We start from the raw sequence: 17,974 nt of genomic DNA, 5'->3' as shown, positions 1-17,974 counted from the left end.
ACTTCAAGGTCAGATTTTACTAGTGGTTGTGTAACTTTGAGTTCACCATTAAACTCTTCATCCAAAGAAATCACATAAACAGGCTTACCGTTTAATTCCGTTTTGAAAACATAAGCTGTTTCTCCGGCAAGGTTTATTTCAGATTGTGGGAGCCTTACTAAAGGATATGTAATCTCTGGTTTTACCCTATGTTTCATGATTTTGGATTTTCCCAATAATTTCATTTTTCTACCTCTATATGTCAAATAGAAGGTTACTAAATATTTATGTAACTTTGCATTTTCTGATATATGATTAGAATTTGGTGGTAAAAACTAATTTTTAACGACCAAGCCTATTGATAGTTAGTTATCAATCTGTAGGGTCAGACACCCGTTCCCTTCGGTCACTCCTTCCCGCACAACCTACAGGGTGGGACAGCTACCAATCTTACTATTCTAAGTTGCATCACTGCCGTAGGCGTTGCGGTAATAGCCCGAAGGGCGTTTGCATCTCCTACAAATTTGATTAATTATCTTTACCTTGTTAATGTCTTTAAGTATTGGTTACCTAAAGTTACCACTAAGTTACCACTTATATTAATGTTATAATCGTTATCAATATGCTTATAGTTACCCAAGTTACCCAAGTTACCCATATATTAAGGTACGTGTAAAAAATATTTTATTATTTAGCATGAAAGTCTATGAGGAGATCTTCCTCACGTACTCTCTCTTTCTTCATTTCTCGCAATTACATATATTTCACTCATTATTTTGATCCTTTCATCAACTGAGAATATCTCAGTCTCCACTATCTTTCTCTTTTGAATTTCCCCCTTTTTATATCCAGTTTCATCTTCATACATCTCCTCGTTTGTGATCAGATGCCATATAATTGTTGCAATTTTTCTTGCCAGGGCAATAATTGCCTTTGAATGCCCAATCGACTTCTTTTTTCTGTTGAAAAACTCTTTTAACCTGCTATTTTTTGTTCTTGCTGCTGCCTGAGCAATCTGTGTTAGAATCCACCTTGCTTCCTTAGATCCTCTCTTAGTGATTCTTCCGTTATGGTATTTATCCGCTGATTGGTACACATTCGGAACTATGCCAAGCCATGAAGCAAGCTTATCCCCTGAAGAAAAATCTTTGAAATCGCCTATTTCAGCAATAAGAGTTGCCGCTCCAAGTTCTCCTATTCCTGGAACAGACATTAAAATTTCCATTTCTTGCTTATGATTTTTATAAGCATAATTGAATATTTCTTTTTCCAAAATTTTGATTTCAGTGTCAAGATGCTTTATGATATCCAGACAGATCTGAAGCTGAATGCAGCACCTTGAGAGATTTCTCTGTCCAGAGTTTTCCTTTATCTGATCACTTTTTTTACGAACATTTGGGGAAAGGCTTGCTATAATCTGGTCAACGCTTTTACCTGAACAAATTCGTGATAGAATTGCTCTACCACTCTTACCAAAAATATCTGTTAGCACATTCTTCAGATTAAACATTTCAGGTGCGAGTATGGCGTGAGCTTCATTTTTTATATCTGTTCTTTTTTGTACAAGGTTATGGCGAAGCCGGATACATGAACGAAATGTTCTATGGTTTTTTGGGAAAACTCTTGATGGTTGAATCATATTATTCAATGCAAGTTGTGCGATGAATTCGGAATCGATCTTATCTGTTTTTTTGTGTGTAAACGCCTTCATATCTCGGGCATTTCCAACTATAACAGGTAGATGTTTTATCAACGCATCATAAATCGGAACCCAAAAGTCACTCGTTGATTCACAGGCAACAACGTCACATTTATCTGATATAACCCAGTTTTTAAAAGCTAAAATTTCGTCAGGGGTTCTAGAGAAATATTGTTGCTGTTTTTCACCAGATCTACTGAGGATTGTAGCAATGAAAAAGAGTTTGTGAATGTCTAAACCACAAGCTTTGTTAATGACTTCAACCAATTTAGATCACCAAATTAGATCACCAAATTAATTTGGGCAGTAGAATTGCCTCAAAGGCCAATTTAGCATCCGTGATCAAAGTCACATTTGAGCCTTCGATGGCAATTCACTGGTTAGTTTTATCACGGCTTCAAAGAACCAAAATAAGTACAACCTTACTGCCCAAGAGAATGATGAGGTTGATAGGTAAAAAAGGTAAGGAAAAAAAAGTACTTTCATTTCTTTGTGCCTGTTATTCGAAGAATTTCATATGCGTTTTATTATAGAAAACTTGTCTACATATTCAAAAATTTTTAAAATAAGAAAATAAAATTTCAAAATATTATCGTGTCCTCTGTAAAAATTGGGTAACCGGGTAACAAGGGCGTTTTTTCGATATCATACGCCTTTATTCATAGGTTACCCGAAGGGGTAAAAAAGGGTAACCGGACATGATGAAGAGAAAAAAAGAAGGAAGAAAAAGAAAGGAAGGAAGGAAGGAAGGAAAGGAGTTATATTATTTCTCTCTTTCCAAATCTCCCCATGTATTAGCCTCTGTTAGTTCTAATACTTCCTCTAAGATTGTCTTATCAAATCTTATGCATCTAACAGACTTAGATTCTATTTTAACGTTTTTGTTATATCTTTCCCTTTTATCTGTCGTGGTTTTATCGCAGATAGTTAAACCTTTCTCTTTCCAGACCTTTATAAGTTCCGCTTTGTCTAAGTTGTTATCTTCGCAGACTTTCTTTAATGTCGCTTCTGATATGTCCAGATACTGCCCGGATAACTGCCCGCCTAATGTCCCTTTATAGATCAATGTGTTTTTTATAACTCCGTCTATGTCCCTTTCAGGCTTCCATGTAGAAACCTCATTATAGACAATCTCAAGCCCTCTAAGCCAGTATTCTTTTTTCTGGTCGCTTGTTATGTTCTCCCTCATAAGCTCAGTGCACAGGGCTTTATAGTCCTTTGTAGGAATCCCATTTTCCTTAAAGATACCTTCGAGGATTTCCCCAGATAGACAGATACAGGCGATAATATCGCCAACTCTCGCGCCTATGTCCCGGTTTTCGTCCCTGAATTCTGCTGATAGTTCCCTGTACCTTTTTTGTAAGCCTTCCTTATCCTCCATCACCTTGTTTAAGAAAAGCTCCTTAAAGTGTCCATAATTGTTCTGGATTACTTCCTCTATGTCCTTTGCTATTTCGGCGTTCTCGTTGCTCTTGGGAATCCGGTTAACTATCGTTATCAGTCTACCGTTTGCGCCTTGTGCTACTGTATCCTTTAATAAGTCGCTCTCGCCTGTGAATAGATAAGAAGCTGTGAAGCCTTCCGCTTTCTCAAGCTCTGAATTAGGGGCGCGTCCTCTGGCTCTGCCGTTTGCTAAGAGGTATATAATAGGTTCATAGTCCTTATTTGTCTTAGTTTCGTCTAATACAAGGAAGTGCCCGTTAACACTTATAGAAAGCTTTTCGGCGGCTGTCAGGGTGATATTTGCAGACCTTACAATGTGCTCGCCTCCGTAAGCTCTGCCTATTAATGAGCCTGCTACTTTTGCGGTGGTGGTCTTCCCTCCTGTCGTCCTGCCTGTGATAGAGCCTAATATATTAGGCAGTCCCAAAAAAGAGCTAATGAAGCCACTCATAGCAATATAACAGCATATCCGGGCGGTGTCGTAATCAAGCCATTTTAAAAGGCTTATGTGCTTCCAGCCTTCGAGACTCCCGGCTTTATCATACATTTCCTGAGAATGCTTATCTAATAAGCTTACTTCGGAATTCCCTTCCGGGCTGTATGCCGTGTTTCCAGAGACAAATATAGATTTATTTCTTTTCCATCCTGGACGGCTACACACTGCCAGCATTTCACACTTTTTAAAAGCATTCTCAATGCTCCGCAGGAAGAAACCGTTAATAAGTCTTGCGTCTCCCTCTGCCGCCATCATGCCCGCGTTAATCATTTTTATAACTCCGGCTCTGGTCAACAGGTCGCCATGTGACATAAAAAGGGCAATGTTCCCGGACAGTACTTTATAGTGCGTGTACCTGTTCCTCTCGGTGTCCTCCGGGTCGATGTCCAAATTATCACTAATCCCGGTTATCTCGGTTTTAGCTCTGATAATGGTCTTCTCTTCCCCTTTTTCGTTTATGTATATGACCCCCGAAGGGGTTATAATGTAGGCAAGGGCGCGCTTTTCCGGCTTTTCCTTTACTGCCTGTTTTGTGTTACTCTTCCATGCGTTTGTTTCTGTTTTTGTGTTTTCTTTTATCATTTTATCGTGTTCCTATTGGAACATTGTAAAAAGATAGAGAAAGTAACCTATGTAATAACCGGAGCATACGCCTTATAGGTATAGAAAGTTATAAATAATAAAGATGTGTTATTACTTATAACTGCTTTTACTTAAAGGCAAATGTCGTTTATAAGAGAATAGGCAACTATCGGAACGTTGGAGGGTTTTGGTGAGTTCTCCAATGTTTCAAACTCTCTATTTTACAATGTTTTTATTCATTCTTTTTTACTTTGTGCTTTCTTGGTTTGTTCCAGTATGGACTCTTACATTTCGGGCAGGTCATCGGGAGAACTCCCGGAAACCTTTGAATCCATGTGTGCTGGCATCGGTTGCAGTTGAGCTTTTTTACTTCAAGCGTTTCAAAATTTACAGTTTCTGTTCCCTGCATAACAGTAAGGTAATGTTCAGAGTATAAAAGTAGAACGCTCTTTTGAAAGAATTTAATATCATGCTAATGTATAGCATAGTTAGAAATAGTTAACAAAATGTAAAGTTTCTTTTATATTCTTTTAGAATGTTACAAAGTTGAAACCAATAAAAAAATACTATACATGCCCTGAGCGTAAGCCGATTTACTTTAAATATATGGGGGTTGAATAATTCTTTAATCTAATTACTTATCTTTGCACTTCTGTATTGATACAGAATAAAAAAAAGTAGTAACCGGCAAAACCTTAAATCCTGCTGTGCCGGTGGTATGGCAGGGTTTAGAGATAAAACGACATCGCGCACAGAATTAATAAAGATATACTGTGTAGCATCCGAATTCGAACCTTTAGAATCATTCTTTTCTTAATTTACGGTATATATACGGTTATACAGCCTGAATATATAACTTTTGAGCTTTTCAATTTTAGGAAACATAAATCTTTACTGATAGTGTTTTTACTCTTTCGGCTTCCCCTTCGGAGTCCGGGAAGTCTAAAAAGCTGTTACTGTGTACTTTTCCGGGGTGGTTTTATCTTATCGGTACTGCTGAATTTTAGCTTTATTGTCGTCCTGGTACGCAGGTTTTTAGGTGGTAATCTGTTTCCCTGCTGGCAGGCTGGCAGGCTTCCGGGCTTCTCTCCCTGCGTGGTCTTTTTAGAATGTTATACTGTGGTGCTGGCAGTCCCTATTATTTCCCTGCTTGCGTAGGCCTTGCGTTGTAGCCCGTAAGGGCGTATCTAAATCATAGAGATTTGATAATAATTCTCTCAGGATCAAACAGAGCTTAATCTAAGGCTCACTGTGAGGATATCTTATCCGGGTTGAACTGGTCACAAGGCCCCTGGAATAGGGAAGTGCCTTAAAACGTCTTAAAAATCGCAATAACAATAACAAACATATTTCCTTGCAAAAAGGTCTAAAGATGATAGATAATTGCAAATGTACCATATGTATATATGATATATCTATCAGAATCTATCTATCTATAATCTGATAGGGCCTTCAAACTCTTTTAATTATTCTATTCTGTCATGGTCAGGGATTTTCTCAGTCCTGCCTGCATGGTCTTCTCTTTAGACTGTCAGACTTTTAGAGAGTGATGAGTTTTTTGGACAATTCGCACATGTAAACATGTAATTATCTCAGATAGGATAAGATTCTTGCACTTTTGGATAATCCTTTTGTCCACATCTGGCATGATTCGATAAAAAGAAAGGTCATGCATGTAAACGGTTTGCACATCCTTTTTTTAGTCAGGTTTGAGGAAAAGGCTGATTTTTGCCTTACTCTTGATAAACTCTTTAGAGAGTGAAAGATAAATCGAAATCGGTTAAAACGGCTTTGACGTTATCGTTTTGCTATCTGGCTATGCTTATTTTTGAGATGAATTTTCCTTAACGCGTGCGTTAATCGGTAGAAACTTGCATAATCCTATAGTCCTTGGAATAACCGAGTTCACAAACACGTATATACAACATATTGGAAAAACGAGCTGAGTCTACATTTGATATTTTTGCATAAACGCAAATAAAAACATAAAAACAGTATTTTTTGATTTTTATCCTGCAGTTCTCTCTGAGCAAGCTTCAATCATAAAGTATAGCTAAAGTTTCCACAGAGTCCATGAATCTGCTTGACAATATTTCTGAGCGAATTTTTGCCATTTCCCTAAGTTTTTTGTCAGCAGAATATTTTTTCTCAAGAACAGACTGTATTATCTCTTCAATTTTATCTTTTGTAGCACCTTTTAAATTGCCACGTCTAAGATTCAAACCTATTGACATGAAGTCCTTAAAACCCACTTTATTAAGTTCATCTAATAAACTTTTCTTTAATTCACGAGAGTTTAAGATTTCATTCTCAGTTTCCTCGGTCAAGTCATCATATCCATCTTTTATGATCTCATAAAAAGTGTATTCGTTAATTATCTCTATCAAGTTGATATTATTTTCAAATCTCATTACACTAATTTGATCTGTAACTGGAATTCTGGTACTTGCTAATTTTGCGAGAATTTTCACAACATCGTAATCTCTAATCTGAATATTAGCCGGAAGATCCTCATCATCAATGAACCCCAAACTGTCACTGGAAGGCATTATTTTTTGAACGATCAATCCAATTTTAAATTTCTCATGTTTTTTTATTTTCAACATGATTTTGATATCATTTAAAAAATCATGTTGAAAATCACTGAATGATTGACCTGGGTCTAAAATGCCTATACGTGTGCTTGGTGTCAAATTCACGAAATCATACTTTGGACATATTTTGTATTCATATTCTTTTTTGATCTCCTCGATCCGCGTTTCGTTGATATTCCATTTCAAATCTCTTTTTGAAAGTTTATCAATTATGGCTTGAAGCCCTGCTTCATCTGTATTATTACTATCACTGTCTGTATTATCAGTCTCATCATTATTTTTCTTTTTAGTTTTTCTATCAGTATTTTTACCATAAAACATTATAATATATGCACCAAAAAGTTGAGCATCGATTGACTTTTCTATCGTTGTGAGCTTAACTTTCTCAAAAGCAGATTTTACCGCTTTTTTTAACATTTCATATTTTTCGATATTTGAGATTTTTTCGATGATATCCTTTCGAGAATCTTGAATGAAAGCCAAAAGAAGGGCAAAACTAGTGTCATACCATTTGCCTTTTCTAAGTTGATCATGAAAATATGTTCCTTCCTTATCCTTAGACATTTTTGAAAAGGAGGTTACCATTTCTTTCTCTTCAATTAATTGCCCAATCAAGACAACCTGCTGACCACCGTTTTCCTTCATTTTTTGCTGGTAACTGCGAAGTACAGCCACTGCATGATCATTTGCTGAATATTGGCAAGCTATTTCCCTTAATGGAATATCATCGTGAAACTTCAAGGTAACAGAGGCTCTAGCAAATCCTTCAATTAGGGACTTATCATTGTTTAAACGACCATCTTTGTTAAAAATATTTAATCCTATTTTATAAGCTAATGGAATTACAATGTCTACCAATGGAACTTTTTTGTTCCCGGAATTGTCAATTAAAAATTTTATTGATCGTGTATATGATTGAGTATCTATCTCATTCTTTTTAAGAAACTCTATATAAGAATCCAAATAACTTAATACGAAAAATGAGTCAGTCAACTTGCCGTTAATTCTTGATAGACTGAAGGAATGTATTTTCTTAATGATTGCACTAATGTCTTCTTTATTGTACTCGTAATTATTAGGTGGACCTATTATTTTTTGACTTTTAATTAAGACTTCTGCCAGTTTTTCAACTTCAATTTTAGATTCTTTTATCTCTCTGAATGTATCTTTACACGTCTTACCATTATGTTCATTATATAATAGTAACAAAATATTTTCGGACACCTCTATTCTTTTCTGTACACAGTGAGAGTATATTTGAGAATTGATGTATTTTTCCCTGTCTTCTTCATTATCGACTATAATATTATGAGCAGGAACAAAATCCCCAATTTCCTGAAAGAAACTGTCATCAACAATTACGTTGTAATATTTTAAAGATTGCTTGTATTTTTCTACCAACTGTTTATGCTCACCTAAACGAGTTGTGCTTTTATATAAATTGTTTATAATGGGAACTGAGTCTCCCACACTACTGGCTATAGAAAGTAAAATGTCCTTACTTTTGTCAAAATCTGTCTTCACATTTCTGATTTGTGAAGATGATGTCAGACTTCGGGAATCTATTTCTCCATCGTCTGTATCATCTTTTTCATCATTTAACTCACTAGATTCTGTTGTAAAAATCTTATTCTGATAGGTATAGTAAAAAAGAATCAATGAGACAATAAGAACAAAAAAAGTATACCAAAAGAGGTTTTGATACATATGAAAATTATGCATAATAGAAGACGGTAAGCTAATATTTGAGGAGTTATTAGATGAAAAAACATTAGTACCTAAAACACTGATGACGATTTGTATAATGACCGGGACTATAAGAACGAAAATGGCCACAAAATAGATTTTAAAGTTGGTTTTAATTGTTCTCAGTATTTCTTTATAATTATTTATTTTTTCATGGTAGTCAGTTTTAACTGTTCTTAGTTCTTCTTTATAATTACATATTTTTTCATCGTCATTGTTAACTCTATTAATAATAAGTGAAGCCGTTTTTTCTAAAGATTTACTGTTATCCTCTATTTTTTTGAGCAAGTCTTTGGCTTCTGTTTCAGCATCTTCTAACTTAAAGGGTTTACTTTGCATATCATTCCTTTAACTTCATCACATGTGGTTAGAACTACAACAGAAGCACATATTGCTTATGAACTTAAACATTTCTATTTACTTCAATATTCGACCATACAAGTATCCGTTCTCCTTTTTATTTCTCCTTCATTAGTTGTCTTATTTTTTCCAAAACATCCACCATGGTTTATTCCCTGTAGTCTCAGGCAAAAGCTTAGTATTTAACTTGCTATTTTCTTGAATTAAGCTCTGAATATGAACAGCCTGTTTCTCTGTGACGTCATTAAGCTGTGGGATCTGATCATTCATATCTTTCTTCTAGAAAAAGTCGATCTGCACTTATCGGAACATGTTTCCTTTTTTGGATTAGTTGTTTCAAAAACCTGGTTACAGTTCTTGCAGGTCTTCTTAATTATTTCCTTCTCAGAGCTTCCTGCTGGAGCTGTCCTGGCTGTCCTAGCTGAACTCTTAACAGGCTCCTTGAATCCGGCACAACAGCTTCAGAACTCTCCTCTAATCGCCTGCATTCAAGGCTCTTGAAGTAATGAGCAAAAATAGAAAGGGTTTCTTTGTCCCTTCTCAGGTCTTCTATACGCTGATCTTTTTCAGAGAGAAGTAATTGCAGTCCTTCAATAGTTGCTCTGAGTTCCGGGATATGATGGGATATATCCGGGATTTATTTAATACAAATGTTAAAAATCGTTGAAAATGAATGAATTATAAAAATTACTCGAAAAAATAGAATCATTCAAGAAAATTAATATTCAATGTAATTCTTGAATGAGCTATAACAATTAGGTAACTTACATATTTATTGTAATACTATTTATATAAAAAATAAAACATTGATTCAAATTAATAATTATATCAATGAGGAATATCATAAGAAATACCACAACATTTTTTTTGTCAATGATTTCATCTATTTGTCTCCTTTGATCACTGCGGATCATAGTTATCTATTCATTCAATCACAAAGGAGCATCTGACGTTTATTCCGCAATATATTTAAATTATAATTAAATATTAATAATATAAGTGTTATAGTTAGCTATAATTGTTTAACATAATTTCATATAATCAAATTGGAATTAACGACAAACATACCTTTTTCATTCTACAAGACATTAAGTAACTTCGAAAACATAACTTCCAAGTTACTTATGTTTTGACGTATACCGTTCGTTTAAGCTTTATCTTTCTTAACGTTCCTCCGTTCAACAATACTGATATATGCTCATAGTATTGACTACTGATACTATTACAATTCAAACAAAAATATAAGTCAATTTTTAATAAGTCTAGAAAAGTATCCGTGTATAAAATGAGACATTCTTCTTGATACATAGATGCCGCAATTTTCGAAAAAACTACGATACCTATATTATTATATATATGTAATTCAATGCATATATACTTTGGGATGAGGGCAAAGCTTTATATATTATATACCGGAAATCGCGTATACTTTTATTATGTTTAATAACGAAAACCCAATCCGGTCTAACTGAAAATATTTAGTGTGTGAGTTCCCACCAAAATTTACAAACAAAAAATAGGAAAGTTTAGACAGTTGTTAGGCTGTCTCAGGGTGGCTTTTCTTAAAGTCTTCTGTCATCGTTTTGTATTCTTCGTAATACGTGTTTCCTCTCGTCAGAGATTCTGCCGCGTCTTCTATTGTGATTTCTGCTGATGCTGTGTCCCCGGCGTTAATGTGGTCAAGAGACATGTCTATACGCTTTGCAAAAGCTCCATAAGATCCCATCATATCGGCATATTTCTGCACAGCCGGTTCTAGGTCATCGTCATAATAAAATTGCGCGCTCTCGTAGCTGGAAGCGTCTGCTTCAGTCTCAATGTACTGTGTCAGAGCTTTAATTTGTGTTGGATCTCCGGAATTGCTCAGAACGGATGCAAGCTCGTTTGCCGCGTTTGATACATTTAAAGCGTCTGCGCTTGTGGTCTGCATCCATTCCTTGGACTGGTCAGGCTGTTCCCCTGCTTGTTCTCCTGTATTCTCTGTGCTGTCTGCCGTCTTTTCTTGGGGAGATGATTGGCCAGAACATCCAGCAACAAAGACCACGGCAAAGATAACAAGGAAAATTGCAATAGCTTTCAGAATTTTGTTCATTTTTCCTACTCCTTTGATGAAAAAGAATACGGAAAACAACGTGCTTAAACCTTTTTATTTTTCTTCCGGCTTTCCTTCAGTTATTCAAAAGGAGCTTTGCAGGCATATACTGCCAGCAAAACCGCTCAAAATAAAAACGATGACGAGAGAACTGTTTTCATGATGATGAATGTATTTTCAATTAAGAAAGAATTACTCTCTGATTTTTTCGGAATTCTTCAGGATTGTAAAAAATAAGACTTCGGATAGATCTTAGTGCCGTAACTACTCATTAGGGAGAAAATATCTTTCAAAATATAACTTTTTCATTTACTAAAAATTCTACATTACTTTTTAAAATGAATATCGGGTGATGGTTTTATGGTTTAGAGAAAATGAAAAAAACGAGAAAAATAAAATTACTATTTTTGCCCTTATTATCAGAAAAAATACAAAGAAAAACGTAATTACGAGTTTTATTTAAAATTCAGTAATATTTCGGTGTTTGCCGAAATCATTTATAAAAAAATAAATCAGATTATTGTATACTATTATCTTATAATATACGACTATTATCTTATTTTTCATGATCGGGTGACTGCGTAACATAGGAAAAAGATAAATACGGGTTATTCATAATTTTAGGTAGTAAAAGTCATATTGAATTAAAAAATTTGATATTTAATTAGATAATATTATAAAACTTTGTATATTCAGTATAAAACGAGATCAGGAAAAATACCGAATTTTAGTGCGTGCAAAACTATATCTATTTTGCACGCAAAAAATCAGGATCAGGCGAACCAAACGTTAGCAAAATTTTATATATAGTAAGTCACCTTATTTATAATCTGAGAAACTTAAAAAGATCATCGTAAGCTTAAGCTTAAGAAAACGATAACAGGAGGCTATACTCTAAAGAAGAGTATATATACTAAAGCAATCATATCAGTTATAAAAAATCAAATTTGATGGGCATAAAGCAGATAGACCCCTGCCGGGGGGTCTAGCCGAACAAAATTCAAAAGTTGATTTACAATGATGAAATTATTGACCATCTCCTATAAAAAGGTTGCAGGTGGTTTCGTCCTTATAATTGGATGGAATCACCACTTAATGACCGACGTGCTCGTTCCATTGATGAGCATATATGGGCTGATTTCACAATTTATTCCAAAGTAAAAACATTTTTAACCGTTTTTTTACTTTTTTAATTTTCCCTGCCGTTGGTAATGTTGAGCCTCGCAGGGTACGCAGGTCTTGAGAGCTTCTCTAAAATCTCCTGCCGGATCTTGTCACACTCATCCGCATCGTTATAGTTTATATTGATGTTCTCGGTTTTGGCGTGGACTTCTACTTCTGACTGCTTCCCATAACCAAGGGTCTTGAAGCGTCTTTCAAGTAACCACTTGCTAGAATCGACATTACCAAGCTTTGCCGAAAGTTTGAGCTGTTGCAAGCATTCTGCAAGAAGTTCAGACTCTGCTTCCTTCAGTCCTGCGTAAAAGCTCACATAGGGCTGTTGCTGTTCGTCCCTTCCTTTCCTGATCCATGAGTAAAGGGTGTCCTCAGAAATCCCAAGGCTGAGAGCTAAGGCTGAGTAGGTGAAGCCTAACTTAACATTTTCTTTCATTCGTTCAATTAATTCCGGGGTTATCTTACATTTTTTAGCCATATATTAATATTACTATATAATTTAAGTATAAGAATATAATCGAGAATAATAAAATATACTGCTTACTATTTCGGGGCAGGGGAAAATAAAGAGGCTGAGTAAATAAAGTACATAGGGGGGAAAATGTGAAGGGAAAACAGGGAAAAAATAAACGTTTGCCTGCTCGCTCGGCATTGAATAAAATATTCTTTTTAGACAGTTATGTTTACAGAATGGAATTTGATATAAATAGAAAGGTTAATTCGAATTATGGCATTTAGGTATAAAATATGCAACCTGTTCCAATAATAAGATCTTTATTTGAATATTTATATGGATATTTTGATTCAAGATCGTCTGTTATTTACTTCAGACTACTTAGAATAGTTTTAGTAGATTTAAAAAAACTAAGTATATTATATGGGGCGGTTACACGAAATTGGTTATTTAAGGCATTCGTTGTTGTTTTACTTTTTATTTGTTTTTTATGGATTTTACTAAAATATCCTGTGTTGCAGGTAGATAAATTTGGAATAACGAACCCGAAAGACTTAGCCGAGATGGAAAACGTTTACCGTTCTACATTGGCTCAAGTGTTAGGGGGCATTGCTGTAGGGGTTGGAATTTATTTTGCATGGGGAAATCTAAAAATTTCGAGAGAAGTTCAGATCACTGAAAGTTTCACTAGAGCTATTGAACAGTTAGGGAATGAAAAAATTGAGGTTAGGTTAGGCGGAATATATGCCCTCGAAAGAATCTCAGCACAATATCAGAAGGATCATTGGAGAATGATCGAGATTTTGACTTCTTTTGTTAAAATAAACTCTCCCATTAAAGATGAACCTCAAAATAAAGTAAAAATAGACACTCAAGCCGTTCTTACGATTATTGGAAGGCGCAATTACTCCTTATTCATGGGAGAGTCAAGAATGATAAATCTGACTGGACTTAATTTACAAGAAGCTTTTTTTAATGGAGCTAACCTTGGTGGGGTTTATTTTTGGAAATCAAACCTTAAAGGGGCTAATTTCTTGCTTGCTAACCTTCCGGAGACTGACTTTGTGTCTGTTAATGCTTCCGGAGCTTATTTTAATGGAGCATATCTTAAAAATTCTGATTTTAAAGGAGCTAATCTTGAAGGAGCGCAATTTGAAGTAGCTAATCTAAAAGGAGCTAAATTTGAAGGAGCTAATCTTAAAGGGGCTAATCTTGAAGGAGCTAATTTTGAAGGGGCTAATCTTAAAGGGGCTAATCTCGAAGGAGCTAACCTGAAATGGGCTCGCAATTTGTCATGTAACCAGCTTTCCAAAGTGCAAACGCTTCATAATGCAACATTGGATAAAAACCATTCACGTATAATTTCTAAACACTACGCACATTTGCTTTTGGCTGTATCAGAAGGCACTACAGAGCCACAGGAGGGGATAAGGTGAGAGTTGGGGATACTTATTCTTCTTCCGGTGTTCGAGCACGAGGAGGCTTTATAGCCTCCACCCTCTCGCCTTCATCCTCTCGGCGTTGTACATTACTGCTTTCTGTCCTAACTGCTCCACGTACTCCGGTGTTCTCTTATTGAATTCGCCTACAAATTCGCTAACGTCTGGCACATTGCTTTTGTACTCTGTTTTTGCGAATTTAGCCAAAGCTCTCCGGAGGAGGTTACTAAGTCCGGAATTACTAGGAGTAACCATGTCAACTGCTTCATTTTTTATACACATTTCGCTATCGGTAAAGGGGTAACCTTCGTTTTCGAGGCTTCCTTTATCGTTTTCTGGCTTGGGGTAACCTTGTTTTGTCAGGGAATGGGTAACCTGTGAAAATACACATGTTTTTTCGTGGTTTGATTTATTGACATTTCCAGAGGGGGGGGTTATTTTTTCCATCACTCTCTTTCTCTATATCTATGGTTACCCTTACATTATTTATTATATTATTATTGTTCCCGTTGTCGTTTCTTTGGGTAACCTCTGATAGGTTACCCCAAGGGTTACCAGTGGTTACCCTTAACTTGTTTTCGTATAGCGTTTCCTTGAATTGTTCGGTTACCCTTTCCACTGCTTCGTAATCTAGGATCGAGATTGATTCGTACATATCTAATCCGGTTAATTCTCCGGTGTACTGGTATGTCTTTACCTTTACCGTCCTGCTCCCGGTGTCTGTTCTATATACTATTTATTTACTGAAATTATATAGGGAGTTTCCCGATAAGCCTGCTGTACTGATTTGTCGCCTGTTGCACTTTATTTAGGTAATGAGCACTTCCCACAGTAACGGATGCCCTACCTTGAATGAAATCAGCTACGCTTTCTGTAATCCCTTCCTTAATCATGAGGTTTAAATGCCATTTTCGAATGGTTTTTGCGGTAACACGGCCACATTTTATTTCCTTTAGTATATTAAAATAAGATCTCAGTTTACATATCTTCTTTAGTTCAGGAACATACGATGCAGGGAAAAATAAATGAAAAGTTCTTTTTGAACCACTTGATAAAAAAGACGTTGGATAATGAGCTATTTCCCCATCTATAATGATATTACCTTCATCAAAATTGTCAAGCATCTGATGTATATGAGTAAATCGATTCCCTGAATAAACCAATAAACTGTATATAGGCTTCATTTCTTCAGGACATTCCTCGTATCCTTTCTTTATTTCTTCATCGTCTACGTAAACCTCAACGACACCAGACTTTTTGATTTTTACAAAGCGTCTCCATTTTTCGAGAGAATGACCACATATTTCGTTTATTTCTTCATCCTCAAAATAATTAAACAAATTACGTAATCCGCGCTCTTCTTTATCTTTTAACAGAATATTCCTAAACTCTATTGGTCTGGTTACAGTCTGGCTTTCAAAAAATCTTAGTAAGGCACTAAAATAGTTCTGCTTTGTCCTTTTCGATATATCTTTATTTTTCAACCATTCCTCAAAAAGACCCTGATGTTTGATCCATACATCATTGAGCGTGAAGCTGTTACAACTCCTGTTTTCGGGCAGGTCTAATTTTTGGGAGTGAGTAGGAGTTATGACCGAATTTAAAGGATTAATAGAGCTTAATTTGTCAAAAGAAGCCTTCACACGGCGGAGGTCCTGAGTTCGAATCTCAGCGGGCCCACTTCTGTTTATTCTTTTTTTACGGATTCTAAGTGTTTATATTTAGTGGCTATGAGAATACTGGATACGTGACAGATAACTGCAAATTTTAACAAGAAAAAGTAAGAGACACATAGGAAATTAAAATAGACAGAACTCTATGATACACTGTGGTGAAAGTTCTATTGATGATAAGCGAAGTAGTAATAAACTTTCGCAGCAGCACATCGAGTTCAACCACACTAATTTATCTGGATTCAAACCCTCCAGTATCCTGAAGATTCTGAAGATCATGGGTTCACCAAACAAGTAGTGCCAAAACAGACTGTTCAGCCCTGGGGTTAACTTCAGAAATTTTTCATATGGATGTGGGTTTGTGACCTGGGATACACGTAAATGTCATCCTGTCCGGTCTCTTGAAAAGCTCCCAAGAACCCAGGTTGTTGGAACCCAATGAATTTGTACCACTCTCCAGAACTATGTTTGTTGTACCAGATTTTTGGGGCTGCATGCTTCAGCTATCCACTGGAATATGACCATGCCTGGCTGATTGACAGCTAAATAAGAGAGATAAACGCTTATGTCAACTTCAATTAAACGAGGCTATATCTATTTTCCGGATACATGGGAACATATCGAGTCACAGTATATAGGTCCCTTTGTTACCCGCATTGTCCACCGCCGGCCTGATGGCACTGTGGATGTAAGGACCTCCCGACGACATCGCAAGCAGTTTGGTCCGGAACCAGGCCCTGAAGCGGCGGAAAAAAAACGACCCAAATACCTGCTTTGGCGCCCCCGCTCGTTAAACTGGTGGATCGCCGTTTTGTTCATGATTGGTGCCAGCCACTTTGCACTGGGCAGCGTCTTATTTCTGGCCGGGTTCAAAAGGAATCTCATTCTCACCCTGATTTTTTTCATCGGTTCGATCTTCTTTACCTCTGCCGGTTATTCTCAATATCATCAGTCTATCAACGCCAAGACTACCGTTGGTGGTGATGTCCAAAATACTAAACGCAAATGGTTGGCCTGGCAACCTGTTAGAATTGATTTTTGGGTTACATTTAGCCAATTTCTGGGAACGATTATGTTCAACTTCAACACGTTTGATGCTTTTCTCAATCTGGGTTGGATAGGACAAGACCTGTTGATCTGGACACCGGACATGGTTGGCTCTATTTTCTTCCAGATCTCCGGTACACTTGCGATATTTGAAATTTGTCATCGCTGGTGGTGCTGGCGCAGTAGCAACATTGACTGGTGGATTACGATCATTAACTTTGTGGGATGTGTTGCATTCTTAATTTCGGCATTTCTGGCTGTTATCAGACCTGAACCAATTTTTAACAATCTCGCACTATGGTCCACTGTTTTCACCCTGATCGGGGCAGTTTGCTTTTTTGTTGGCGCTTATTTGATGTGGCCGGAGATGGCCCAGGAAGAGTCAGCATAAAAGAAAAAGAGACGGGGACCTTACGTCGAATAATTTGATCGTGGAAGGAAAAAGTAAAACAATGAATAATACTTCTGATATTATACTTCTGATTTTCATTTAACTAAAGAGGATCTGGCTGAAAAACAGGAACGGTTTAGCTGGCTTGCAAAGCAGATTAAAGAATTAAAAGAAAAGGAGTAATGATAAAACCCAAAAACGATGACCGAAAATAAGATATATTAATCTATCATAATTATATATGGTAATTGGAGTGTATGGACTAGGAAAAGTTCGAACCAGAATTGGTCCGGTCATACTCAACCTTTTGATTATTTTGTTATATGTACTGCTGGGGTTGCTTACGGCTGAGTTGATTCTCAAATGTTTGATAATTTATAGCCCTTTTTGAAAATTCTCGGCTTTTCTTTTATTTACTTCTTTTTCGTTCTTACATTCTCTCTTACTTTTTTCTCTTATATTTTTTTTCGTATTTTTAATTATTCGAGAACATGTCCGTTATTTGGTTTCAAAATGACGACCCCTTTCAACATGAAAAACGGAGCCATTTTGAGCATTGGCAGCTCTGCCAGTGTGATGATATGCCATTGACGGGGTTCTGCCCCCAGCTCAATTGTGTCCATTTGACAGTACCGCTGTCTGCCCAGGCGCTGTGGACCTCGGCACCCTGGGATACAGTATGGGCTGGCTCAAGTCCACTCCAGGGGCACCGACTCTTTGTAACTGGCGCTGGTATAGTAGTTCAGCCGAATAGTATGCAGGTCCTCGATGTCGGCATAAAGCAGAGGTCCTGAGTTCGAAGC

General features: G+C 36.4%; 11 protein-coding genes. 2 read left to right on the top strand and 9 right to left on the bottom strand.

What is annotated here, in order from left to right; genetic code table 11:
- Positions 1 to 700 precede the first annotated feature (700 nt).
- The 5 genes from MSWHS_RS01815 to MSWHS_RS01795 form a co-directional block, all read right to left on the bottom strand.
- Positions 701 to 1,945 (bottom strand): IS110 family transposase, encoded by a 1,245-nt coding sequence (locus tag MSWHS_RS01815; protein ID WP_048158696.1) that lies wholly within the window; start codon positions 1,943 to 1,945, stop codon positions 701 to 703.
- A gap of 496 nt (positions 1,946 to 2,441) precedes the next feature.
- Entirely contained in the window at positions 2,442 to 4,199 is a 1,758-nt protein-coding gene (locus tag MSWHS_RS01810) for a DUF927 domain-containing protein (RefSeq protein ID WP_048158695.1), read from the bottom strand.
- Between the two features lie 2,036 nt (positions 4,200 to 6,235).
- The gene (locus MSWHS_RS01805) at positions 6,236 to 8,878 is read right to left on the bottom strand and encodes a hypothetical protein (protein ID WP_048158694.1); all 2,643 of its coding nucleotides are present in this window, start codon (positions 8,876 to 8,878) and stop codon (positions 6,236 to 6,238) included.
- A 1,558-nt stretch (positions 8,879 to 10,436) separates the two neighbouring features.
- The gene (locus tag MSWHS_RS01800; protein ID WP_048158693.1) at positions 10,437 to 10,991 is read right to left on the bottom strand and encodes a hypothetical protein; all 555 of its coding nucleotides are present in this window, start codon (positions 10,989 to 10,991) and stop codon (positions 10,437 to 10,439) included.
- 1,189 nt (positions 10,992 to 12,180) lie between these two features.
- A complete protein-coding gene (locus MSWHS_RS01795) occupies positions 12,181 to 12,645 on the bottom strand; it encodes a transposase (RefSeq protein ID WP_156151177.1) in 465 nt (154 codons plus the stop codon).
- A 269-nt stretch (positions 12,646 to 12,914) separates the two neighbouring features.
- Here MSWHS_RS01795 and MSWHS_RS18275 point away from each other — a divergent pair, with 269 nt between their 5' ends.
- The gene (locus MSWHS_RS18275) at positions 12,915 to 14,057 is read left to right on the top strand and encodes a pentapeptide repeat-containing protein (RefSeq protein ID WP_052722532.1); all 1,143 of its coding nucleotides are present in this window, start codon (positions 12,915 to 12,917) and stop codon (positions 14,055 to 14,057) included.
- 48 nt (positions 14,058 to 14,105) lie between these two features.
- Here MSWHS_RS18275 and MSWHS_RS01785 read toward each other — a convergent pair whose 3' ends face one another.
- From MSWHS_RS01785 to MSWHS_RS01775, 3 genes are all read right to left on the bottom strand, one after another.
- The gene (locus tag MSWHS_RS01785; protein ID WP_048158691.1) at positions 14,106 to 14,507 is read right to left on the bottom strand and encodes a hypothetical protein; all 402 of its coding nucleotides are present in this window, start codon (positions 14,505 to 14,507) and stop codon (positions 14,106 to 14,108) included.
- On the bottom strand, positions 14,470 to 14,715 hold the full coding sequence (locus MSWHS_RS01780; protein ID WP_048158690.1) for a hypothetical protein: 246 nt from the start codon (positions 14,713 to 14,715) through the stop codon (positions 14,470 to 14,472). Before MSWHS_RS01780 ends, MSWHS_RS01785 begins: the two co-directional genes overlap by 38 nt.
- Before the next feature lie 94 nt (positions 14,716 to 14,809).
- On the bottom strand, positions 14,810 to 15,544 hold the full coding sequence (locus MSWHS_RS01775) for an integrase (protein WP_197074004.1): 735 nt from the start codon (positions 15,542 to 15,544) through the stop codon (positions 14,810 to 14,812).
- A gap of 754 nt (positions 15,545 to 16,298) precedes the next feature.
- On the opposite strand from MSWHS_RS01775, the gene MSWHS_RS01770 reads away from it, so the two are divergent.
- The gene (locus MSWHS_RS01770) at positions 16,299 to 17,171 is read left to right on the top strand and encodes a hypothetical protein (protein WP_048125519.1); all 873 of its coding nucleotides are present in this window, start codon (positions 16,299 to 16,301) and stop codon (positions 17,169 to 17,171) included.
- A 479-nt stretch (positions 17,172 to 17,650) separates the two neighbouring features.
- Here MSWHS_RS01770 and MSWHS_RS19890 read toward each other — a convergent pair whose 3' ends face one another.
- Entirely contained in the window at positions 17,651 to 17,794 is a 144-nt protein-coding gene (locus tag MSWHS_RS19890; protein ID WP_156148047.1) for a hypothetical protein, read from the bottom strand.
- Between the last annotated feature and the right edge of the window lie 180 nt (positions 17,795 to 17,974).

Source organism: Methanosarcina sp. WWM596, from assembly GCF_000969965.1.
Taxonomy (GTDB): domain Archaea; phylum Halobacteriota; class Methanosarcinia; order Methanosarcinales; family Methanosarcinaceae; genus Methanosarcina.
Note: the sequence above shows the minus strand (reverse complement) of the source record. Positions and strands in the feature narration are given on the sequence as shown.